Here is a 22633-nt window from a genome sequence, read left to right as displayed (position 1 = left end):
TGTTTAGATAATACGGTTGTAATTGCTGCTGTTAAAGTTGTTTTACCGTGGTCAACGTGGCCGATTGTACCCACGTTTACGTGCGGTTTTGTACGTTCAAATTTTTCTTTAGACATTTGTTTAGTTTCCTAGAAAATGCTCTATAAGCCATTCGACTTATAGAGCGGATTGTTACAAAAAATTATTTTTTACGCGCTTCAATTACTGCAGCAGCAACACTTGTTGGCGCTTCAGCATATTTTAACGGTTCCATTGAGTATGATGCACGACCTTGAGTTTGTGAACGTAAGTCTGTTGCATAACCGAACATCTCAGAAAGTGGAACTTCTGCATCGATTTTAACAACGAATTCGTTCGCTTCTTGACCGTTAACCATAGCACGACGACGGCTTAAGTCACCGATTACATCACCAACATACTCAGGTGGAGTTTCAACTTCAACTTTCATAATTGGCTCAAGTAATACTGGGTTTGCTTTTGCGAATGCTGCTTTAAATGCTAAAGATGCAGCAAGTTTAAACGCTAACTCAGATGAGTCCACATCATGGTATGAACCGAAGTGTAAACGTACACCAAGATCAACTACAGGGTAGCCCGCTAATGGACCAGATTTAAGTTGTTCTTGAATACCTTTATCAACCGCTGGAATATATTCACCAGGAATTACACCACCTTTGATTTCGTTTACAAATTCATAACCAGGACCTTCTGGGTCTAATGGATATAAGTCGATAACAACGTGACCATATTGACCGCGACCACCAGATTGTTTTGCGTGTTTACCTTCAACATCGTTAACACGAGTGCGAATAGTTTCACGGTAAGATACTTGTGGTTTACCAATATTAGCTTCCACTTTAAACTCACGTTTCATACGGTCAACGATGATATCTAAGTGTAATTCACCCATACCAGAAATTATGGTTTCGCCAGATTCTTCATCAGTGTGTACACGGAATGAAGGGTCTTCTTGAGCAAGACGACCTAATGCTAAACCCATTTTTTCTTGGTCAGCTTTAGTTTTTGGTTCTACCGCAACAGAGATTACTGGCTCTGGGAATTCCATACGCTCAAGGATGATTGGTGCTTCAATTGCACATAATGTATCACCAGTAGTTACATCTTTTAAGCCGATAGCAGCTGCGATGTCACCTGCACGAACTTCTTTAATTTCTTCACGTTTGTTAGCGTGCATCTGTACGATACGACCAAAACGTTCACGTTTTTGACGTACAGAGTTTAATACTGTATCACCAGAATTAATAACACCAGAATATACACGGAAGAAGGTTAAGTTACCTACGAACGGGTCAGTTGCAATTTTGAATGCTAATGAAGAGAATGGTTCTTCATCACTTGCATGACGTTCGCCTTCAGTTTCATCTGGATTGATACCTTTAATAGCTGGAATATCTGTTGGCGCTGGTAAATATTCAACAACGGCATCTAGCATAGCTTGAACACCTTTGTTTTTGAACGCAGAACCACAGGTTACTAAGATAATTTCACTTGCTAATACACGCTGACGTAATGCAGACTTAATTTCTTCTTCAGTTAAGTCTTCACCGCCTAAGTATTTCTCCATTAACTCCTCAGATGCTTCAGCTGCTGCTTCTACAAGGTTTTGACGCCATTCTTCACAGTCCGCTTGCATATTTGCAGGCACATCTTCATAAGTGAAAGTCATACCTTGGTCTGCTTCATTCCAGTTAATCGCTTTCATTTTGATTAGGTCAACGACACCTGTGAAGTTTTCTTCTGCACCAACTGGAAGTTGAAGTGGAACCGCATTAGCACCTAAGCGAGTTTTTAATTGTTCAACTACGCGCAAGAAGTTTGCACCAGTACGGTCCATTTTGTTTACGAACGCAATACGCGGAACTTCATATTTATTAGCTTGACGCCATACAGTTTCAGATTGTGGTTGAACACCACCAACCGCACAGTAAACCATTACCGCACCATCAAGAACACGCATAGAACGCTCTACTTCAACAGTAAAGTCCACGTGTCCCGGAGTATCAATAACATTGATACGATGTTGTGGGAATTGTTGTGACATACCAGACCAGAATGCAGTTGTTGCCGCAGAGGTAATGGTGATACCACGCTCTTGTTCTTGTTCCATCCAGTCCATCGTTGCTGCACCATCGTGCACTTCACCGATTTTGTGGCTAACACCAGTATAGAATAAGATACGCTCAGTAGTAGTAGTTTTACCCGCATCAATATGCGCACTGATACCGATATTACGATATCTTTCAATAGGGGTTGTACGAGCCATTATTATAACCTTGTTTATTTAATATCAGTTTATATAAGGGTAAGGCTTCATCAACGATGAAGCCCTTTAAATTCAAAAACTTATTACCAACGGTAGTGAGCAAATGCTTTGTTAGCTTCAGCCATGCGGTGAACGTCTTCACGTTTTTTCACTGCTGCACCTTTATTATCTGAAGCATCAGATAATTCGTTTGCAAGGCGTAAAGCCATTGATTTATCACCACGTTTACGTGCTGCTTCAACGATCCAACGCATACCTAATGCGTTACGACGTACAGGGCGCACTTCAACTGGTACTTGGTAAGTAGAACCACCAACACGACGAGATTTAACCTCAACAGTTGGACGTACGTTTTCAAGTGCAACTTCAAACGCTTCTAAAGGCTCTTTACCTGTGCGTTGTGCTAAAGTTTCTAAAGCACCATAAACGATTGATTCAGCAACGGATTTTTTACCGTCTACCATGATTACATTAATAAATTTTGCAAGTAATTCTGAACCGAACTTCGGATCTGGAAGAATCTTGCGTGCTTCAACACTACGACGACGTGGCATTGCGAATTTCTCCGTATTTTAATCTTCAGGATATCCAAAACCCATCAGCAATATTTCTCTTTGAGAAAATTTGCAGCGCAAAGCGCTTTTTGACTGGAGTTTATGGTTTAAATTGTTTTGCTAATTTAGACGTTTGGCCTTACTTAACGGAGAACCATTAAGCTTTAGGACGTTTAACGCCGTATTTAGAACGACCTTGTTTACGATCTTTAACGCCTGCGCAGTCTAATGCACCGCGTACTGTGTGGTAACGCACACCTGGTAAGTCTTTAACACGACCACCACGGATTAATACAACACTGTGCTCTTGAAGGTTGTGACCTTCACCACCGATATAAGAAGTTACTTCAAAACCGTTAGTTAAGCGGATACGACATACTTTACGTAGCGCTGAGTTTGGTTTTTTAGGAGTTGTAGTATATACACGAGTACATACACCACGTTTCTGCGGGCAAGCCTCTAATGCAGGAACGTTGCTTTTTACAACCTTTTTCACACGCGGTTTGCGTACTAGCTGGTTGATAGTTGCCATTAAAAAAGCTCCAGTTTAAATGTTATTCAATAATAGAATGTTGTTCAAAAAATCTACTTCCATACAGAAATAGACGGCGAATTTTAATCGTTCTGAGGTTTATTGTCAATAATTAAACAGCGCCAAAGATCCGTGAAAGGATCTTTGGTTACGCACAAAAAACACTTCCAAAATTCACCGCACTTTTTATTCAAAATGCCAAACCAATTGCCCCAGCGAAATGACAGTTTTATAATTTCTACTTAATTAGTATTAAATTACAATGATTATGTTACGCTCGCTCAAATTTCACTTACGCTATTTCTTCCATAAAAAGCTACGCCAAACACACAGAATTTCCCACAAAAGTTTAGAATTTATCTGCCTAATTATAGGGGCGACATTTGTCTCAGTCTTTTCATTTGGCTTTGCTAAATTGTCCGATCTTGGTCTAGAACTAAACGCTCACTGGTCATCTCAATATCCTATTGCAGTTTGGTTTGTGTTACCCCTAGGCATGGCTTGCCTAACTTGGTTTACGAAAAAATATACTCCCTATGTAGGAGGAAGCGGTATTCCGCAAGTCATTGCATCAATTAATCTTCCTCATAGTAGCTATAAAACCAAATTAGTTGAATTCAGCCAAACTATTTGGAAAATTCCTCTTACCTTTCTGGCTATGCTTATCGGTGCATCGGTTGGGCGTGAAGGTCCATCAGTACAAGTTGGCGCAGCTGTCATGCTTGCATGGGGAAATTATTGTAGAAAACATAATTTAGCGTTTAGAGGATTAAGCACCAATGAATTACTTGCCACAGGTGCAGCAGGTGGGCTTGCAGCAGCCTTTAATGCACCTTTGGCTGGAGTGATATTTGCGATTGAAGAACTTGGGCGTGGAGTGATGTTACGTTGGGAACGACGCGTATTGATGGGCGTATTAGCTGCAGGTTTCATTCTTGTCGCGATTCAAGGAAACAGCCCTTATTTTCCACGTTATCAAGGGGCAACATCTGTTTCTTATCTCTATCTTTGGCTCGCAATTTGTGGGGTGGTTTGTGGCATTCTAGGTGGCATATTCGGACGATTATTAGCAAAAGGTCTCGCAGGATTATCACCTGAAAAATGGCGTGGCTGGGTTCGCCAACATCCTATTTATATTGCTTTATCATTGGGTTTAGTGCTTGCCGCACTTGGCAGTTACACTCATGGGAAAACTTATGGTACTGGCTATGAAGTTGTTGCGCACGCTCTAGAAGGGCAAGCCATAGATCCTGAAATTGGCATCCTTAAACTTTTAGCAACGGTGACCACTTATTGGAATGGTATTGCCGGTGGTATCTTTACACCATCACTAACAACAGGCGCAGGCATTGGTGCAATGCTTTGGGATCTCAGTGGCGGTATGATCGATCAACGTTTTTTGGTGATTTTATGCATGGCGGCATTTTTAGCTGGCGGCACACAATCGCCAGTTACTGCCAGCGTTGTTGTGATGGAAATGACTGGCGCACAACCCGTTCTCATTTGGCTCTTGATTTCCAGCATTATTGCATCCATAATCTCGCGCCAATTTAGCCCAAAACCATTTTACCACTTTGCTGCAGGCCGTTTTCGCCAGCAAATGCAAGCTCGCCAAGCCGAAGAATTACGCAGCAAAACCGAACAAGAGAAATAAAAATGCCTCAAAATCTACCGCACTTTTACCGCGGCCGTTTTTCTGTTGCGCCAATGTTAGATTGGACAACACGCCATTGTCGTTATTTTCATCGCCAATTTTCAAAGCATGCGTTACTTTACACTGAAATGGTCACAGCACCTGCGATTATCCACGCAAAATATGACCACTTGGATTTTGATTTACAAGAAAATCCCGTTGCGTTACAGCTGGGAGGAAGTGATCCTGAACAACTCAAACATTGTGCAAAACTTGCTGAAGAACGAGGTTATCACGAAATTAATCTCAATGTAGGATGCCCTTCTGATCGCGTACAAAATGGAATGTTTGGCGCTTGCTTAATGGCGAAAGCAGATTTGGTGGCAGACTGCGTAGAACAAATGCAAAGTGCGGTCAAAATTCCAGTCACTGTGAAAACACGTATTGGTATTGATGAATTAGACAGCTATGAATTTTTATGTGATTTTATTGAAAAAGTTCAAGGAAAAGGTTGCCAAGAATTTATTATCCATGCACGAAAAGCTTGGCTTTCAGGGTTAAGTCCCAAAGAAAATCGAGAAATTCCACCATTAGATTATGCTCGGGTATATCAACTAAAACGTGATTTTCCACAACTAACTATTGCAATTAACGGTGGGATTAAAACCATTGAAGAAATAAAGCAACATTTGCAATATGTGGACGGCGTGATGGTTGGGAGAGAGGCCTATCAAAATCCAAGTTTACTTGGGCAAATTGACCAAGCCTTATTTGCTCCTAACGCTGCAATTGTTACTGCTCATGAAGCGGTACAGTCAATGCTTCCTTATATCGAACAACAACTTAGCCAAGGCATACACCTTAATCATATCGTCCGCCATATGTTAGGCGCATTCCAAAATTGCAAAGGTGCTCGTCAATGGCGACGCTATTTAAGCGAAAATGCATTTAAACAAGGCGCGGGAATTGAAGTGGTTGAAACCGCCCTAAGCTTTGTAGAAAACGAATCCTAAAAAACAAAATAAGCCGCAAAAATGCGGCTTATTTTTCAGCTGTTTTTCTTATGCAATACGCATTTGAAAAATCACCAATTCAGCTTGGCAACAAAAAGTGAAATCTGCCTTTAATAAATAGCCACCATCCACTTTTGTAATTTCAGATTGAATTTCACAAGGTTCACTTTCTACATCACGCGCTTTCTGGGTAAAAAATGCGAGCGCTTCTTGCGCTTGTTCCTCACTGTCATAAACATATTCAATAACCTGACTACAATCACGATTATCGAAAAGTGATTTCATATCAAATGTGTTACAACCCACACATTCAATCGGTTTTTCAGTTTGAATTGCCATAATATTATCCCTTTTATTCAGATTATTTTGCAGCAACAAAACCTACTGCTTCATACACTTTAGCCAAGGTTTCTTGCGCTTTTGCACGAGCTTTTTCCGCACCTTGTCGTAAGATATTATCTAATAAAGCTTCATCATTACGATATTGATGGAAACGTTCTTGTAAACCAGCAAGTAAAGTTGATACTTCATCCGCCACTGCTGTTTTTAAATGTCCGTACATTTTACCTTCAAATTCTTTTTCAAGATCAGCTATTGGCTTATCTGTAACCGCAGAAAGAATATCTAAAAGATTGGATACCCCCGCTTTATTTTGCACATCATAGCGAACAACAGGTGGCTCATCTGAATCTGTTACGGCACGTTTAATTTTCTTCGCCACAGATTTTGGATCTTCCAAAAGTGTCACTACATTGTTGCGGTTATCATCTGATTTTGACATTTTCTTTTCAGGATCTTGCAATGACATAATACGCGCGCCTGCTTTTCCAATGAAAATTTCAGGAATGGTGAAAATATTGCCATAAAGCGCATTAAAGCGGTTTGCAATATCACGCGTAATTTCTAAGTGTTGTTTTTGGTCATCACCAACAGGCACGCTTTTTGCTTGATAAAGTAAAATATCCGCCGCCATTAACACAGGGTAATCAAACAAACCTACGTTAATATTTTCTGCATAACGTGCTGATTTATCTTTGAATTGCGTCATTCGGCTCATTTCACCGAAATAGGTGTAGCAGTTTAACACCCAGCTTAATTGCGTGTGTTCTGGAACATGAGATTGAACAAAAATAGTACTTTTATTTGGATCAATTCCACACGCTAAATAAAGTGCAAGCACATCAAGCGTTGCTTTGCGAAGGGCAACAGGATCTTGACGCACAGTGATCGCATGTAAATCAACTACGCAGAAAATACATTCATAATCTTCTTGCATTTTTACCCAGTTGCGCAACGCGCCCAAATAATTTCCGATAGTTAATTCACCAGAAGGCTGCACGCCACTAAAAACAATTGGTTTTGCCATAATCAATCCTTAATACCTTAAAACTGTTCGCACATCATACCAGAAACTCTAGGCTTTTTTAATGTTCGAGTTCAAAAGCTAGGTTAAAAATGCTATATTTAACGAAAACGTTTTCCTAATATTTTCTAATGAAAAACTACCACGATATTGTTATTGCCCTAGCTGGAGTGTGCCAATCAGCAAAATTGGTTCATCAACTTGCAACAGAAAGTCGAGCAGATTCGGATACATTTTTAACCGCACTTAATAGCCTTTTCATTACCCAACCACAACGAATCGAAGATGTTTTTGGTGGCGAAGTTCGTCATTTAAAATTAGGTCTAGAAACCTTAATTCATCAGCTCAACGCACAAGGCGATCAAAATTTAACTCGCTATTGGCTAAGCCTTTTAGCATTAGAAGGAAAATTATCGAAAAATCCCGATGCCAAACAAACATTGGGCAATCGAATTTCTCGCCTAAAAGAACAGGAAATTCATTACGCTCGCGATAGTGAAACAATGCTATCTATTATGGCAAATATTTACAGCGACGTTATTAGCCCATTGGGCAAAAAAATTCACATACTAGGCTCACCTGATTATTTGCGACAAGAACTCGTGCAAAATAAAATTCGTGCAATTTTACTTGCAGGCATTCGCTCTGCCGTGCTGTGGAAACAAATGGGCGGAACAAAATGGCAAATTTTATTTTTCCGCAGAAAACTACTTGCCACCGCAAAACAGATTTATTCTTCTATTTATTAATACAATTCTGGAGCAAACATTTATGCAACTCTCTACACTGACCGCACTTTCCCCTCTTGATGGTCGTTATCAAGATAAAGTAACTCCATTACGCGCTATTTTTAGCGAATTCGGGTTAATGAAATTCCGTGTAGCTGTGGAAGTTCGTTGGTTACAAAAATTAGCTTCAACGGCAGACATTACCGAAGTACCGCCATTTTCTACGCAAACAAATACTTTTTTGGATGGAATTGTGGCTAATTTTAATGAGACCGATGCTGCGCGTATTAAAGAAATTGAACGCACAACCAATCACGATGTGAAAGCCGTTGAGTATTTTCTGAAAGAGAAAATTCAAAATGAAGTGGAACTAATGAATGTTTCCGAATTTATTCACTTCGCTTGCACCTCTGAAGATATTAACAACCTCTCTCACGCATTAATGTTAAGCACTGCTCGTGACGAAGTGATTTTACCAGAATGGCAAAAACTCATTGATGAAATTACTCGTCTTGCAGAAGAATATAAAACGATTCCATTACTTTCTCGCACACATGGCCAGCCAGCTTCACCAAGCACCGTGGGCAAAGAAATGGCGAATGTCGTTTACCGCCTAAAACGTCAATTTAAACAACTTCAGAACGCGGAAATCTTAGGTAAAATCAATGGCGCGGTAGGTAACTACAATGCGCATTTATCGGCATATCCTAATGTTGATTGGCATAAATTCAGCGAGGAATTTGTCACTTCATTAGGTATTCAATGGAATCCTTATACCACGCAAATTGAGCCGCACGATTACATCGCTGAATTTTTTGATGCTGTAGTACGCTTTAATACTATTATCATTGATTTTGATCGGGATTTATGGGGATACATTGCATTAAATCACTTTAAACAACGAACTATTGCAGGCGAAATTGGTTCTTCCACCATGCCACATAAAGTCAATCCAATTGATTTTGAAAACTCAGAGGGCAATCTAGGCTTAGCGAATGCAGTGATGACCCATTTAGGTCAAAAGTTACCAATTTCTCGCTGGCAGCGTGACTTAACGGATTCAACCGTATTACGTAATTTAGGCGTAGGATTAGGTTATTGTTTGATCGCTTATGCTTCAACGCGCAAAGGCATTAGTAAACTTGAAGTAAATCAACCGCACTTATTAGAAGAACTCAATCAAAACTGGGAAGTTTTGGCTGAACCTATTCAAACCGTAATGCGTCGCTACGGAATAGAAAAACCTTACGAAAAATTAAAAGAATTAACGCGAGGTAAACGAGTGACAGAACAGGCTATGCGTGAATTTATTGATAAGTTGGCTATTCCACAAGAAGAAAAATTACGTTTACAAAAATTAACACCCGCTACTTATATTGGAGCTGCAGTGGAATTAGTAGAGAAGCTATCATAGGAATTTGGCTCTTTTTCCAACAATATTCTTTACAAGAACATAGCTTTTCTCTATAATCCTACGCCTGTGTTAGTCAATCTAACAAATTTCTGGTTGGTGCTTGACCTATTCAAGCCCCATCCAAGACCGTAGGGGAGTAATCTTAATTATCCTACGTAGATGGTGAACAGAATAAGAATTTTTCTTGCTTCTGGGCGCCGAAGTCATCCTAGTCTTAGGATTAGGTAAATTAATTCCGAGTAATCGGAGTGTATTCAGGAGCTAAAAGCCAATGGCATTAAATCTTCAAGACAAACAAGCAATTGTTGCTGAAGTAAATGAAGCAGCCAAAGGTGCACTTTCAGCAGTAATCGCGGATTCTCGCGGTGTAACTGTTGAGAAAATGACTGAATTACGTAAATCAGCACGTGAGGCTGGCGTTACAATGCGTGTAGTTCGTAATACTTTATTACGTCGCGCAGTTGAAGGCACAGATTACGAATGCTTAAAAGATACGTTTGTAGGTCCAACACTTATCGCGTTCTCTAACGAACACCCGGGCGCAGCTGCTCGTTTGTTCAAAGAGTTTGCTAAAGCAAACGATAAGTTTGAAATTAAAGGTGCAGCCTTTGAAGGTAAAATCCAAGATGTTGAATTCTTGGCAACATTACCAACTTACGAAGAAGCGATTGCACGTTTAATGGGCACAATGAAAGAAGCTGCAGCAGGCAAACTTGCTCGCACCTTCGCGGCATTACGCGACAAATTACAAGAAGCAGCTTAATCATTAAGCGTTTCTTACTTCATCTAACTTTATTTATTTTAGGAATTGATTGTTATGTCATTAACTAACGAACAAATCATTGAAGCGATTGCTTCAAAAACTGTAACTGAAATCGTTGAATTAATCGCAGCGATGGAAGAAAAATTCGGTGTTTCAGCAGCGGCAGCAGTAGCAGCAGCTCCAACAGCAGGCGGCGCAGCGGCAGCAGAAGAAAAAACTGAATTCGACGTAATTCTTGCAGCAGCTGGTGCTAACAAAGTAGCAGTAATCAAAGCAGTACGTGGTGCAACTGGTTTAGGCTTAAAAGAAGCTAAAGATTTAGTTGAATCTGCTCCAGCAGCATTAAAAGAAGGTGTTTCTAAAGAAGAAGCTGAAGCACTTAAGAAAGAATTAGAAGAAGCTGGTGCACAAGTAGAAGTTAAATAATTTCTATTTTAACCACTTTAAAATTCAGAAAACCGATGGGAAACCATCGGTTTTTTCCTATCTAAAAAGCCATAACTTCCTTAATTTAAAAACTTATCATCTTCTCCTTTCTACGATAAAATGTCTCCTATTATTGATAAATAAAGAGAAAATCTATGACTACAAAAGCATTAAGTGCGGTAATTTTAGCAGCTGGAAAAGGAACGCGTATGTATTCGGATTTACCTAAAGTTCTACATACAATAGCTGGTAAACCAATGGTAAAACATGTAATTGATACTGCTCATCAATTAGGCGCAGAAAATATTCATTTAATCTATGGTCACGGTGGGGACTTAATGCGTTCCCATCTTGCAAATGAACAAGTAAATTGGGTATTACAAAAAGAACAACTTGGCACAGCACATGCAGTTCAACAAGCAGCTCCGTTCTTTAAGGATAACGAAAATATTGTTGTACTTTACGGCGATGCACCATTAATAACTAAAGAAACATTAGAAAAATTAATTGAAGCGAAACCAGAAAATGGCATTGCATTGCTTACCGTAAATTTAGATAACCCAACAGGCTATGGACGAATTATCCGTGAAAATGGAAATATTGTGGCAATTGTAGAACAAAAAGATGCAAATGCAGATCAACTAAATATTAAAGAAGTAAATACTGGCGTTATGGTATCTGATGGTGCAAGTTTCAAAAAATGGCTAGCTCGTGTAGGCAATAATAATGCTCAAGGCGAATATTACTTAACGGATCTTATTGCTCTCGCGAACCAAGATAATTGCCAAGTTGTTGCGGTACAAGCAACAGATGTCATGGAAGTTGAAGGTGCAAATAATCGCTTACAATTAGCCGCACTTGAACGTTATTTCCAAAATAAACAAGCCTCCAAATTATTACTTGAAGGCGTGATGATCTACGATCCCGCTCGTTTTGACCTGCGTGGAACATTAGAGCATGGAAAAGATGTGGAAATCGACGTTAATGTTATTATCGAAGGTAGTGTTAAACTCGGCGATCGCGTAAAAATTGGCGCAGGTTGCGTATTGAAAAATGTTGTTATTGGCAATGATGTAGAAATAAAACCCTATTCAGTGCTAGAGGATGCTGTAGTGGGAGAAAAAGCCACAATTGGTCCATTTTCTCGTTTACGCCCAGGTGCAGAACTTGCAGCTGAAACGCATGTCGGTAACTTTGTAGAAATTAAAAAATCCACCGTTGGTAAAGGTTCTAAAGTAAATCATCTAACCTATGTTGGCGATTCAGAAATCGGCTCAAATTGTAATATTGGTGCGGGTGTCATCACCTGTAACTACGATGGCGCAAATAAATTTAAAACGATCATCGGTGATGATGTGTTTGTGGGATCTGATACACAATTAGTCGCGCCAGTAAAAGTCGCAAATGGCGCAACTATTGGTGCTGGAACAACAATTACACGTGATGTTGGCGAAAATGAATTAGTGATTACACGAGTTCCTCAACGCCATATTCAAGATTGGCAACGACCAACAAAGAAAAAATAAAATAGCATAAAAAAATCCTACGTTTTATCGTAGGATTTTTTTATAAACCGATTTTACAAATCGTCATCAAAACTACATAAAAAATGACCGCACTTAATACCAATAATTTAAAAGCCAATTTTGGCTTTCTCTGATGTAGGCGATATAACATTCGAGCTACCACCGCAAGAATAATAGGATAAATCCAAAAAAATATTGAGAATAAATTAACTTGCCAAGTTTCTAAGTTTGAATTTTTCTCAAATGTAGTGGAAAGCAACAGAGCCATCGGACATAACAATACAGGAGCACAAAAAATAGCTAATCCCCAAGAAAATAAACTAAAACCACGAGGCAAAGATTGTCTTGTCATAATTTAAAAATTTTACAAATAAAAGATAATTACAATATAGCAAATAGTGTGATTATTAGAAAGTAAGTGGAAATCAATAGACTTGAATAAAATAAAATGGCGCACCCGAAAGGATTCGAACCTTTGACCGCTCGGTTCGTAGCCGAGTACTCTATCCAGCTGAGCTACGGGTGCGTAGATGATGCTTTAATTATTCATGACCATTTTTAGAAGATAGAGCCGTTTTAAAATGGCGCACCCGAGAGGATTCGAACCTCTGACCGCTCGGTTCGTAGCCGAGTACTCTATCCAGCTGAGCTACGGGTGCAGAATAAATAAAACAAACAATGGCGGTGAGAGAGGGATTCGAACCCTCGATGGAGCTTTTTAACCCCATACTCCCTTAGCAGGGGAGCGCCTTCAGCCTGCTCGGCCATCTCACCACAATCGGTGTGATCGGTATAATACGTTTTTTAGAAAATATGTCAAACCATTTTTTGAAAAACATACCTGTTTGAATATTTTATCTACACATATAAATATATTATTGAATAAAAATCTACTCATCATTCAAAAATACTAAAATCTTAGATATTGTTTCCCGTCTTAATTCATCTTGCTCAAATAACACCTCATGTTTAGCGTTCAATACAACTTTACATTGAGCATTCGGAAAAAGTGCGGTTAATTTTTCAAGATTTTTGTTATCTACGATTTTTTCTTTTTCAGCTTGTAAAATTAAGATTGGAATTTCAACCTTAGGAATAACTTTCGGCAAACGTTTAATGGCATTCAAACACAAATGCACCCAACGGAACGTTGGTCCGCCAAGATGAATTGCTGGATTTTTACGATTGACACGATTCATCCATTTCATTCTGGTTTTACAGAAACTTAGTTCATTGTATTCCAAATGGGCTTGTTGATAAGGCCCTTTACCAAAAACATAACGCTCGCCCTGCCCTAACATATTCATCAGGGCAATAATCAGTTCATCTCTAATAGGATGCTTTAAAGGAATACCGTAAAAAGGTGAAGAAAGCACTGCTTTATTAATACCATGATCACAATTTGCCAAATAATAGGTTGCAATCAATGCGCCCATTGAATGAGCAAGCAAATGCTGCGTCGAATAGTTAAAAAGTTCTGTCACTTTTTCGATGATTTTTGCCATATCATCGGTATAAAAACGAAACTCATCTAAATGCCCTTTTTGAGGAATAATACGCTGTGAATAGCCTTGCCCTCGGTGATCGAAAAGTAATACATCATAACCTTGTTGGTAAAAATCGTAAGCCAACTCAGTCCATTTCAACATATTTTCAGCACGACCATTCACTAAAATCATCAATTTTCTATCCGCACTTTTTGAGTGGATTAAATGACGATAAGCGATTTGAACGTCATTTTTACCAGTGAAATATTGCGTTGGAAATTGATTGAAAAAAGGTAACAGTTCGGTAAAGACAAATTGAGTAAAGTTGGATTCTCGATTCATAAGTTTTTAGATGGGATACATCAACACATACAAAAGAAAGAAAAAGTGCGTGAGATTTTACCTCACGCACTCTGCCAATTATGCTACCAATTGTTTTAAGATACGGCGAACTGGCTCTGCCGCGCCCCATAATAATTGGTCACCCACAGTAAAGGCTGCCAAATATTCAGGCCCCATTGCCAATTTACGTAAACGACCAACCGGTACGCTTAATGTACCTGTTACTTTAGCAGGGGTTAATTCACGTAATGTGGTTTCTTTGTCATTTGGAATCACTTTCACCCATTCGTTGTGAGACGCTAAAATTTGTTCAATTTCTTCTAACGGTAAGTCTTTTTTCAGTTTGATGGTAAATGCTTGGCTATGGCAACGTAATGCACCGATACGTACGCATAAACCATCAACAGGAATTGGATTGTCGCTTAAACCTAAGATTTTGTTGGTTTCTGCATAACCTTTCCATTCTTCTTTAGTTTGTCCGGTTTCAGGAAGAAGTTTGTCAATCCAAGGGATTAAGCTACCACCTAATGCTGCGCCGAAGTTATCGGTTGGGTAACTATCAGAACGCATTTCTGCAGTCACTTTACGTTCAATATCTAAAATAGATGAAGCAGGGTCTTTTAATTCACTTGAAACCGCTTGTTCTAATAAGCCCATTTGTGAAAGCAATTCACGCATATTTTTTGCGCCTGCACCTGAAGCAGCTTGATAAGTTGCGACAGATACCCATTCCACTAAATCTTTTTCAAATAAACCACCGATAGCCATTAACATTAAGCTTACCGTACAGTTACCGCCCACGAAGGTTTTAATGCCTTTTTTCAAACCTTCAGAAATCACGTGTTGGTTTACTGGATCAAGCACAATAATTGCATCATCTTTCATACGTAATGCAGATGCGGCATCAACCCAATAACCATCCCAGCCTGTTGCTTTTAATTTTGGATAAACTTCATTGGTGTAATCGCCACCTTGGCAAGTCACGATAATGTCTAATTTTTTGAGTTCTTCAATATCGAATGCATTTTTAAGTTCGCCTGCATCCTTGCCACCAAATACAGGAGCTTTTTGACCCGCTTGTGAAGTTGTAAAAAATACGGGATTAAGATTCGCAAAATCATTTTCCTGCGACATACGATCCATTAATACGGAACCTACCATTCCGCGCCAGCCGATAAAGCCTACATTTTTCATTGTTGTTTCCTTAGCTTGTTGTGTTTGAATAGAATTATTAATTACAAGATAGCGTTAGCAAAATCAAGTATTTTTCATGGAAATTTACATTTTGCAAAAGAAATTAAATAAGAAATAAAAAAGAGCGGTCAATTTAAAAGAAAATTTAACTTGACCGCTCTTTTTCTAGTTATCCACTTCAACACTTATCACGCCTTCTTCCGCTTTCAACAATGCATACGCATCTTTCAACATTGTGGAATCAATGGAAAAACAGCGAATTTGTAACCGCACTTCACCACTACTTTGATCTTTCACCTGTATATGTTCAATACGATACTGATTGTTTACTAACAATTGAGTGACTTTTCCAATGCTTTCTGCACCATTGACAAGAATATTGAATTTTGTGCGACGACGTTGTGATTTACGATGTACCCAACGTTGTACCAACGGACTTAATCGAATAGACACCAAAATCATCACAGTGGCGATGACCGCATCGAATACGAAACCAGCCCCAGCAGCAATACCGATCCCCGCAGAAGCCCAAATAATCGCCGCAGTGGTTAAACCTGAAATCGCATCATTTTTCTTATGCAAAATCACACCTGCACCTAAAAAACCGATGCCACTAATCACTTGAGCCGCAAGACGCATGGGATCCGTACGAATATTTTCTGAAACTTGCGCATAATGCTCTGCGGCTTGAATCGAAACAATCGTTAGCACACAAGTGGTGACGGCAATAATGGCGCAAGTTTTCACGCCCACAGGTTTGCGCTTAAGCTCACGCTCTAAGCCAATAACACTACCAAGTACCATCGCCAATAGCATTTTGCTAAAAATAATCAAATGATAAGGATCGAAAAGTACGGTTAAAAGTAAAGATGAATTTTCCATAATGATAAAAATGAGTCCGACATAATCATCTATTCTACATCACTTAGCTTAAAATCTTTACCTTTCCAAGCCTTTAATTTATCGCCTTTCTTACGAAAATTGAGTAAAATCTTGCGTTTGAAATTTTATAGAGCGAAAGAACGGTTATTTTATGCAAAATTCAACCCCAAGCATTGGCTTTGTAAGCCTTGGTTGCCCAAAAAACTTAGTAGATTCTGAACGAATCTTAACGGAACTACGCACCGATGGTTACAACATTGTGCCAAGCTATGAAAATGTCGATTTAGTGATTGTGAACACTTGTGGCTTTATTGATAGTGCCGTGCAGGAATCACTGGAAGCGATCGGTGAAGCATTAGAAGAAAATGGACGCGTCATTGTAACTGGCTGTTTGGGGGCAAAAGAAGACCAAATTCGTGAAGTGCATCCTAAAGTTTTGGAAGTCAGCGGCCCACATAGTTATGAAACAGTGATGGCGCAAGTTCACAAATACGTGCCAAAACCGACACATAACCCTTACACGAGTTTGGTACCAAAACAAGGCGTGAAACTCACACCAAAACATTATGCCTATTTGAAAATCTCTGAAGGCTGTGATCACCGTTGTACGTTCTGTATTATTCCATCTATGCGTGGTGATTTAGAAAGCCGTTCTATTACGCAAGTCTTGGACGAAGCAAAACGTTTAGCCGAAGCAGGCGTAAAAGAATTACTTGTGGTATCGCAAGACACTTCCGCTTATTCCATGGATTTAAAACGCCAAGAGGGCGGTGTAAAAACGGCGTTCTGGAATGGCATGCCAATTAAAAATGATTTAATGACGCTTTGTAAACAGCTTGGCAAACTTGGCATTTGGGTTCGCTTACATTATGTGTATCCCTATCCGCATGTGGATGATTTAATTCCATTAATGGCTGACGGCACGCTCTTGCCGTATTTAGACATTCCATTACAACACGCCAGCCCGAAAATCTTAAAAGCAATGAAAAGACCGGGCAGTATTGACCGCACTTTAGAACGCATTAAACAATGGCGTGAAATTTGCCCAGATTTAACATTACGCTCCACCTTTATTGTAGGTTTCCCAGGTGAAACAGAAGAAGATTTCCAATTATTGCTCGATTTCTTAAAAGAAGCCCAACTTGATCGCGTAGGCTGTTTCAAATTCAGCCCTGTTGAAGGCGCACCTGCAACAGAGATGGCCGACCAAGTACCAGAAGATGTGAAAGAAGAACGTTTCCATCGTTTCATGCAATTACAACAGGAAATTTCTGCAAATCGTTTAAAACAAAAAATCGGCAAAATTCTTGATGTATTAGTGGATGAAATTGACGAAGAAGGCATTATTGGCCGCTCAAAAGCTGATGCCCCTGAAGTTGACGGGTTAGTTTATGCAGATAACTTAAGCGGAATCAATGTCAAAGTCGGCGACGTGATTAAAGTAACCATCACAAATTCTGACGAATATGATTTGTGGGGAAGTTGTTAAATAACAATAACCTCAACGAAATAAACAAAAAATCCATCTTCGTATTGAAGATGGATTTTTTATTAACCAAACACTTTTTCCAAGTGTGCTTGGTAGTATGCTAAGTATTGTTCTACTTGTGGATTTTTAATCACATCGTTACATAAGAATGTCGGCAGACGGGTCAAGCCGATGAACTCGTTGAGTTTGTGGAAGTGCATATACAACGCATCCACGCCTTTGCCTTCGAAGAAGTCGCCTTCACGGGTGAATGCTTCAATCGGCGCATTCCAAGTAACCGAAAGCATGTGTTTTTTGCCATGCAGCAAACCACCTGTGCCAAATCCTTCGGTCGGGCTGACACGATGGCGGCCATCACTGTGGTAAAGCTTGCCATGTCCGGCGATAAATACTTCATCTATGTATTTTTTCACTGTCCAAGGTTCATGCATCCACCAACTGGGCATTTGCCAAATCACAGCATCCATCCACAAGAATTTTTCGATTTCTGCCTCAACATCATAGCCAGCATCAATCACAGTTTCTTTTACATTGTGTCCAAGTTCGGTCAAAACTTCTTTTGCTTTTTTGTGAAGCGTGTGGTTTAACTCACCATGCGAATGGCCGAAATCTTTACCACCGTTTAATAATAAAATGTTCATTTTTAACTCCTAGAATAAATAATTTATAAAAAAAGGATGTGATGTTTACGGATATTGTCTTCTGTTTACTCTCATGAAAGTGCAGTCATTTTATGATTTGTTTTTATTGAGATAAATATGGTTTAGCTTTATTATGTAATGAATTAAATTCACTAATAAAAGAGAGTTTAAAGAGAAAATGCAGAACTTTAACGAACTGAATTATTTTTTGACGTTGGCGCAAACGCAGAGTTTTGTGAAAGCGGGGCAACTTTTGGGGATTTCTTCTTCGGCGTTGAGCCATAGCATGAAAAATTTAGAAACGCGGCTAAATTTGCGTCTGTTCAACCGCACTACACACAATGTGTCGCTGACCGAAGCCGGGAAGCAGCTTTTCGGCCAACTTTTCCCACTTTATCAAGCCATAAACCAAGAAGTCGATGCATTAAATGATTTTTTGAATACGCCATCGGGATTGATTCGCATCAACGCCTCGGCGATGGCAGCGGAAGCCGTGTTGTATCCAAAATTAAAGCCGATTTTGAACCAATACCCGAAAATCCGCTTGGAAATCGTGGTGGACGATCGTTGGGCAGATATTGTGAAAGAAGGGTTTGATATGGGCGTTCGGTTAGGTAACAAGATAGCGAAAGAGATGATTGCGGTGCCAATTTCTGCGCCGCTCAAAATGGTATTGGTTGCCTCGCCCGATTATTTGGCGCAACATGGATCGCCGAGAAATATTGATGATTTGCAGCAGCACCGTCTTATCGGCGCGAAGCTCTCCGCCGAACACGGCTCGGAGATGCAGTGGGAATTCAAATACAAAAAAGAGCTGATTACGTTCACGCCCAAATCGCAGTTTTCCATCAACAATCATCTGCGCCTGCAAGCTGTTTCAGACGGCCTTGGCATTGCGTGGATAGCACATATGAGCGTAGCGGATGCACTCAATTCGGGGCACCTAGTCGAGCTGTTGCCTGAGTATGCTATGACTTACGAACCGCTTTACCTCTATTACCCCAGCCGCCGCGGGCATTCCAATGTGTTTAAGCTGATTGTGGATGCGTTAAAAGTAAAAGCCGTCTGAGATTTCAGACGGCCTTTTTCATAACAAAGTGGGGCAGTTTCTTAGGTGTTTTTTCAAATCATCTTAAAAATTTGACCGCTTGAAGTCTTAACCCGTCTAAACTACCTATTAAAGAAAATATTAGTGTTTAAGCCCATTCAACTTATTCAATTCCTAATTTCTGATTAATAATTCTTCGTACATCATCATCTTTATTCAAGATAATAGGAAATCCTGTTACATCTAATACCTTGCTAGTTATAGATACTTCTAGTTTCCCTCCCTCATCAATTCGATGATGAAATATTGATGATTGTCTACCTAATGAATTCAAATTTTCTGCCCCTTCAGCATAATGGGCATGAATTGGAGAAATAAAGGATAAAAATTCATCTCGAATCGCTCTTGATTCATCAATGGATTCACTATTTGAAGCATATTTCAAGCACTTTATAATGTCTTGGTATCTGCTTTCAAGATTATCTTCTGATAAAGATAAAATTTTTTCACTTTCAACAACAGAAGCATTAACTTTATCTTCAATTACATTATCATCATAATAGGATTCAATAGCTCCTTTTCTTAAAATAAATAACCCTGTCTTTTCAAGAATATCAAATAATGAAGAGAGTCTACTTTTTAGATTATTCCAATCATCATTTAAATTTTGTTCATTTAATACAATACATAAGGCTAAACGTTTTTTATTCAATAATTCATTTTCTGATGACGTACAATATAAATAGTTCTGAGCAATATCAGCAATACTATCCCAGTTATTTTGGACTAAAGAACAGAAGTCGTCATAAATATTCTTTGCAAAATCTAAAATACCTGAATGGCCTATTTCACTAGACAATCCATCCGCATCTTTCCGCATTTGATCATCATGAAAATAAGCACGAACTAGATCCAAACTATCTGCAAAAGCATCTGAATCAACTAAAACAGTTGGCGTTTTACCCATTAGTCTAAATAATTTAACTGTTTCAGGCATAGCTTCTTTTCCATTAATCGGCAATATCTGTGAACCTGCTGCTTCAAGATTTAAATATAATTTATCTGAAAGTGTATTGCAGATAATAACGTCAGATGGGCCCTCAACTAAAAGTGGTGTTCTAGAAAATAAGGCTAATTTGTGTTCTTGCCCCAATCGAGCAACAAGACCTTTTACTTGTTTATTTTGTAACTCTCCTGCATCTTTAGGAATCTGAATAGGTTTTTCTTTTGAATCATTACAAAAAATGAAAGATAACAAATCATCTGTTTTAGAAATCTTGATCATCTCCGTTGAGTGTGTTGCCATCACAATTATTTTTTTATAGCCATCTTCACCAGGAATTCCTGCAACACGTGTAATTTCTTTAAGTAGAAATGCTTGTAATTGTGGGTGTAATGAAACTTCAGGCTCATCAATAAGTAAAACCCCAACTTCATCATCATATAGTGCAGATAAAATTCCAACAAGATGTAATAAACCGGATGCTTCACGAGCAGATGAGTAATAAGTATTACTATCTCCTCCCCTTGAAAAGAAGACTTTTAGATAACCAGAATCCCATTCTATCTTAATATCTCTTTTGAATAATTTTCGTAATCTCTCTTGAACTTTAATAAGTATGTCAGGGCGTTTATAGAGAGTATAGAGATCTCCAGAAATTGATTCTATTTCATGTCGCTCATTAGCTTCAGATTTATCACCAAATTTAGCATCATCAATATCATAATAATATCGGTTTATTTTTGAACGATATTGTTCTAATGGGGCTAACCGTCCAGCAGAAATAAAACGAACTTTTTTATCCGCGGGAATATTAAAACTTTCTTTTAACCCTTTTAATAAATGAGTTTTTCCCGAACCATTCGGACCAACAATAAATGTTAATGGTGATCTTAATTCAATTTCTCTAGAGAAATTACCTTCATGGCTATTGATATTAGCAGTAATAGATAATGGAAATTCCATAATTTAGTTCCTTATTAATTAACATATTAAAAAGCATACAACGGCACATTCACCAGCCAATCCTGTTCCCGATAATCCGCCATTGTAAAGCGAATTGCTTGCTCCGGCTGAAATTGTTCTACATACACTTTCAAACTTTTTGCTTTTAAATTTTCTTCTGCTTTGACTTCAATTGGAATCACTGCTTGCTTACGTTGCAGAACAAAATCGACCTCTGCCGTGCCTTTTTCAGTTGCCCAATAAAAAATGGGATTTTCTTGAGTGGTAATCAATTGTTGCAAGACATATTGTTCGGTTAAAGCGCCTTTAAATTCGGTAAAAATACGACTACCTTCTAGAAGTATGCAGGCATCCAAATTGCTTTGTGCAGCAAGCAATCCCACATCTAAGCCATACAATTTAAAGGTATTACCTTGATAAGCGGAAAGTGGCAAATATGGTTTCTTCACACGAGGCACGCTATGCACTAAGCCGCTGTCTTTTAGCCATTGCAATGCAATTTCGTAGTCTTTGCTTCTCGCCCCTTTTTGTAGCTGAGCATAGATAAATTTTTTATTTTCTTTGGCAAGTTGCTCAGGAATGGAAGCCCAAATTGACCGCACTTTTTGCACAGTTTGACCATCGTGAATATGTTTGGAAAAATCCTGTTCATACGCCATCAATAAATTACGCTGTATTTGACGCACTTCATCAACATTTTGTGTTTCGATAAATACTTTTACCGCTTCAGGCATGCCACCGACAAAATAATATAGGCGGAGTAAATCAATATAGGTGGTTTTCATGGCTGAAATTAGCGACCAGTCTTTCAGCTCAAGCAATTTCACCAAATCTTGTTTGCCAAGTGCGGTTAAAAATTCATGAAAATCCATAGGATAAAGTGGTAGAAAGTCCACTTTGCCGACAGGAAAAGAGACTTGATGATGTAGCGATACCCCAAGCAATGAGCCTGCTGCGACGATATAAAATTGAGGTGCATTTTCGTAAAAATATTTGAGTGAAGATAATGCTTGCGGGACTTCTTGTACTTCATCAAAAATAATCAAGGTGTTTTCTACTTGAATATCGACACCGCTTTCAATTTTCAAACCAAGTATCAAGCGATCAATATCATAGTCGCCAGAAAATAGCGTTTTCATCCGAGGGTTATTATCAAAGTTGATATACGCCACTTTTTCAAAGGATTGATCGCCAAAGTGTTTCATCACCCAGGTTTTTCCTACCTGTCTTGCTCCTTGAATAATCAACGGTTTGCGGTTTGTTTTGTGTTTCCAATTTTCTAATGATTGTATGATTTTACGCTGCATAATGTTTCTCTAAAACAAGGGATGTAGAGTAATTATACATT

At 39.0% G+C, this 22633-nt stretch carries 22 protein-coding genes and 3 tRNA genes; 9 read left to right on the top strand and 16 right to left on the bottom strand.

Features of this window, described 5'->3' with window-relative positions; translation table 11 throughout:
- From A8M50_RS08895 to rpsL, 4 genes are all read right to left on the bottom strand, one after another.
- Positions 1 to 116, bottom strand: a 116-nt coding sequence (locus A8M50_RS08895) for a GTP-binding protein (protein WP_075564395.1), incomplete at its 3' end; no start/stop codon positions are given.
- A gap of 65 nt (positions 117 to 181) precedes the next feature.
- Complete coding sequence (gene fusA / locus A8M50_RS08890; RefSeq protein WP_005644156.1) at positions 182 to 2284, bottom strand: elongation factor G; 2103 nt, start codon at positions 2282 to 2284, stop codon at positions 182 to 184.
- Between the two features lie 83 nt (positions 2285 to 2367).
- Entirely contained in the window at positions 2368 to 2838 is a 471-nt protein-coding gene (gene rpsG / locus A8M50_RS08885) for a 30S ribosomal protein S7 (RefSeq protein WP_005626581.1), read from the bottom strand.
- Between the two features lie 157 nt (positions 2839 to 2995).
- Positions 2996 to 3370, bottom strand: coding sequence for a 30S ribosomal protein S12 (gene rpsL / locus A8M50_RS08880; RefSeq protein WP_005543325.1), 375 nt, complete (start codon positions 3368 to 3370; stop codon positions 2996 to 2998).
- A 268-nt stretch (positions 3371 to 3638) separates the two neighbouring features.
- On the opposite strand from rpsL, the gene A8M50_RS08875 reads away from it, so the two are divergent.
- Complete coding sequence (locus tag A8M50_RS08875) at positions 3639 to 5024, top strand: chloride channel protein (protein WP_162270455.1); 1386 nt, start codon at positions 3639 to 3641, stop codon at positions 5022 to 5024.
- A 2-nt stretch (positions 5025 to 5026) separates the two neighbouring features.
- Positions 5027 to 6016, top strand: a complete 990-nt coding sequence (gene dusA / locus A8M50_RS08870) for a tRNA dihydrouridine(20/20a) synthase DusA (RefSeq protein ID WP_005644196.1) — start codon at positions 5027 to 5029, stop codon at positions 6014 to 6016.
- A gap of 48 nt (positions 6017 to 6064) precedes the next feature.
- Here the strand turns inward: dusA and A8M50_RS08865 are convergent, their stop codons facing one another.
- Both A8M50_RS08865 and trpS read right to left on the bottom strand, forming a co-directional pair.
- A complete protein-coding gene (locus A8M50_RS08865) occupies positions 6065 to 6355 on the bottom strand; it encodes a YfcZ/YiiS family protein (protein WP_005644223.1) in 291 nt (96 codons plus the stop codon).
- Between the two features lie 22 nt (positions 6356 to 6377).
- Positions 6378 to 7382 (bottom strand): tryptophan--tRNA ligase, encoded by a 1005-nt coding sequence (gene trpS / locus A8M50_RS08860; RefSeq protein WP_005636075.1) that lies wholly within the window; start codon positions 7380 to 7382, stop codon positions 6378 to 6380.
- 128 nt (positions 7383 to 7510) lie between these two features.
- Between trpS and hflD the strand changes: the two genes are divergently transcribed.
- From hflD to glmU, 5 genes are all read left to right on the top strand, one after another.
- A complete protein-coding gene (gene hflD / locus A8M50_RS08855) occupies positions 7511 to 8128 on the top strand; it encodes a high frequency lysogenization protein HflD (protein ID WP_005644047.1) in 618 nt (205 codons plus the stop codon).
- Positions 8129 to 8150: 22 nt separating this feature from the next.
- Positions 8151 to 9521, top strand: a complete 1371-nt coding sequence (purB, locus tag A8M50_RS08850; protein ID WP_005644061.1) for an adenylosuccinate lyase — start codon at positions 8151 to 8153, stop codon at positions 9519 to 9521.
- A gap of 271 nt (positions 9522 to 9792) precedes the next feature.
- Positions 9793 to 10284 (top strand): 50S ribosomal protein L10, encoded by a 492-nt coding sequence (gene rplJ, locus A8M50_RS08845; RefSeq protein WP_005626605.1) that lies wholly within the window; start codon positions 9793 to 9795, stop codon positions 10282 to 10284.
- Between the two features lie 54 nt (positions 10285 to 10338).
- Positions 10339 to 10710, top strand: coding sequence for a 50S ribosomal protein L7/L12 (gene rplL, locus A8M50_RS08840; RefSeq protein ID WP_005644059.1), 372 nt, complete (start codon positions 10339 to 10341; stop codon positions 10708 to 10710).
- Positions 10711 to 10865: 155 nt separating this feature from the next.
- Positions 10866 to 12236 (top strand): bifunctional UDP-N-acetylglucosamine diphosphorylase/glucosamine-1-phosphate N-acetyltransferase GlmU, encoded by a 1371-nt coding sequence (gene glmU / locus A8M50_RS08835; RefSeq protein WP_005644122.1) that lies wholly within the window; start codon positions 10866 to 10868, stop codon positions 12234 to 12236.
- 40 nt (positions 12237 to 12276) lie between these two features.
- On the opposite strand, the gene A8M50_RS08830 is transcribed toward glmU, so the two are convergent.
- The 7 genes from A8M50_RS08830 to A8M50_RS08800 all read right to left on the bottom strand — a co-directional run bounded on the left by A8M50_RS08830 (position 12277) and on the right by A8M50_RS08800 (position 16141).
- Positions 12277 to 12588 (bottom strand): DUF5389 family protein, encoded by a 312-nt coding sequence (locus A8M50_RS08830; protein WP_005644091.1) that lies wholly within the window; start codon positions 12586 to 12588, stop codon positions 12277 to 12279.
- Positions 12589 to 12685: 97 nt separating this feature from the next.
- Positions 12686 to 12762 (bottom strand) — tRNA-Arg (locus tag A8M50_RS08825).
- 56 nt (positions 12763 to 12818) lie between these two features.
- Positions 12819 to 12895 (bottom strand) — tRNA-Arg (locus A8M50_RS08820).
- A 20-nt stretch (positions 12896 to 12915) separates the two neighbouring features.
- A tRNA-Ser gene (locus A8M50_RS08815) sits at positions 12916 to 13010 on the bottom strand.
- Between the two features lie 116 nt (positions 13011 to 13126).
- Entirely contained in the window at positions 13127 to 14065 is a 939-nt protein-coding gene (locus tag A8M50_RS08810; RefSeq protein WP_005644111.1) for an alpha/beta fold hydrolase, read from the bottom strand.
- 78 nt (positions 14066 to 14143) lie between these two features.
- Positions 14144 to 15259 carry an aspartate-semialdehyde dehydrogenase gene (gene asd, locus A8M50_RS08805; RefSeq protein ID WP_005644082.1) on the bottom strand — a complete coding sequence of 372 codons (1116 nt, stop codon included), beginning with the start codon at positions 15257 to 15259 and terminating at the stop codon, positions 14144 to 14146.
- A 165-nt stretch (positions 15260 to 15424) separates the two neighbouring features.
- The gene (locus A8M50_RS08800) at positions 15425 to 16141 is read right to left on the bottom strand and encodes an MgtC/SapB family protein (RefSeq protein WP_005644126.1); all 717 of its coding nucleotides are present in this window, start codon (positions 16139 to 16141) and stop codon (positions 15425 to 15427) included.
- Between the two features lie 151 nt (positions 16142 to 16292).
- Here A8M50_RS08800 and rimO point away from each other — a divergent pair, with 151 nt between their 5' ends.
- Positions 16293 to 17630, top strand: coding sequence for a 30S ribosomal protein S12 methylthiotransferase RimO (gene rimO / locus A8M50_RS08795; protein ID WP_005644097.1), 1338 nt, complete (start codon positions 16293 to 16295; stop codon positions 17628 to 17630).
- 62 nt (positions 17631 to 17692) lie between these two features.
- Here the strand turns inward: rimO and A8M50_RS08790 are convergent, their stop codons facing one another.
- Positions 17693 to 18271 carry an NAD(P)H-dependent oxidoreductase gene (locus tag A8M50_RS08790; RefSeq protein WP_005644151.1) on the bottom strand — a complete coding sequence of 193 codons (579 nt, stop codon included), beginning with the start codon at positions 18269 to 18271 and terminating at the stop codon, positions 17693 to 17695.
- A 178-nt stretch (positions 18272 to 18449) separates the two neighbouring features.
- Between A8M50_RS08790 and A8M50_RS08785 the strand changes: the two genes are divergently transcribed.
- The gene (locus A8M50_RS08785) at positions 18450 to 19340 is read left to right on the top strand and encodes a LysR family transcriptional regulator (protein ID WP_005644161.1); all 891 of its coding nucleotides are present in this window, start codon (positions 18450 to 18452) and stop codon (positions 19338 to 19340) included.
- Positions 19341 to 19482: 142 nt separating this feature from the next.
- Here the strand turns inward: A8M50_RS08785 and A8M50_RS08780 are convergent, their stop codons facing one another.
- Both A8M50_RS08780 and A8M50_RS08775 read right to left on the bottom strand, forming a co-directional pair.
- Complete coding sequence (locus A8M50_RS08780) at positions 19483 to 21285, bottom strand: ATP-dependent nuclease (RefSeq protein WP_005644174.1); 1803 nt, start codon at positions 21283 to 21285, stop codon at positions 19483 to 19485.
- A 26-nt stretch (positions 21286 to 21311) separates the two neighbouring features.
- Entirely contained in the window at positions 21312 to 22592 is a 1281-nt protein-coding gene (locus A8M50_RS08775; protein WP_005644153.1) for an ATP-binding protein, read from the bottom strand.
- Positions 22593 to 22633 lie beyond the last annotated feature (41 nt).

Origin of the sequence: Haemophilus haemolyticus, assembly GCF_001679045.1 — a bacterium.
Classification (GTDB): domain Bacteria; phylum Pseudomonadota; class Gammaproteobacteria; order Enterobacterales; family Pasteurellaceae; genus Haemophilus; species Haemophilus haemolyticus.
The sequence above is the reverse complement of the archived record's forward strand: the minus strand, read 5'-3'. Positions and strand labels throughout refer to the sequence as shown.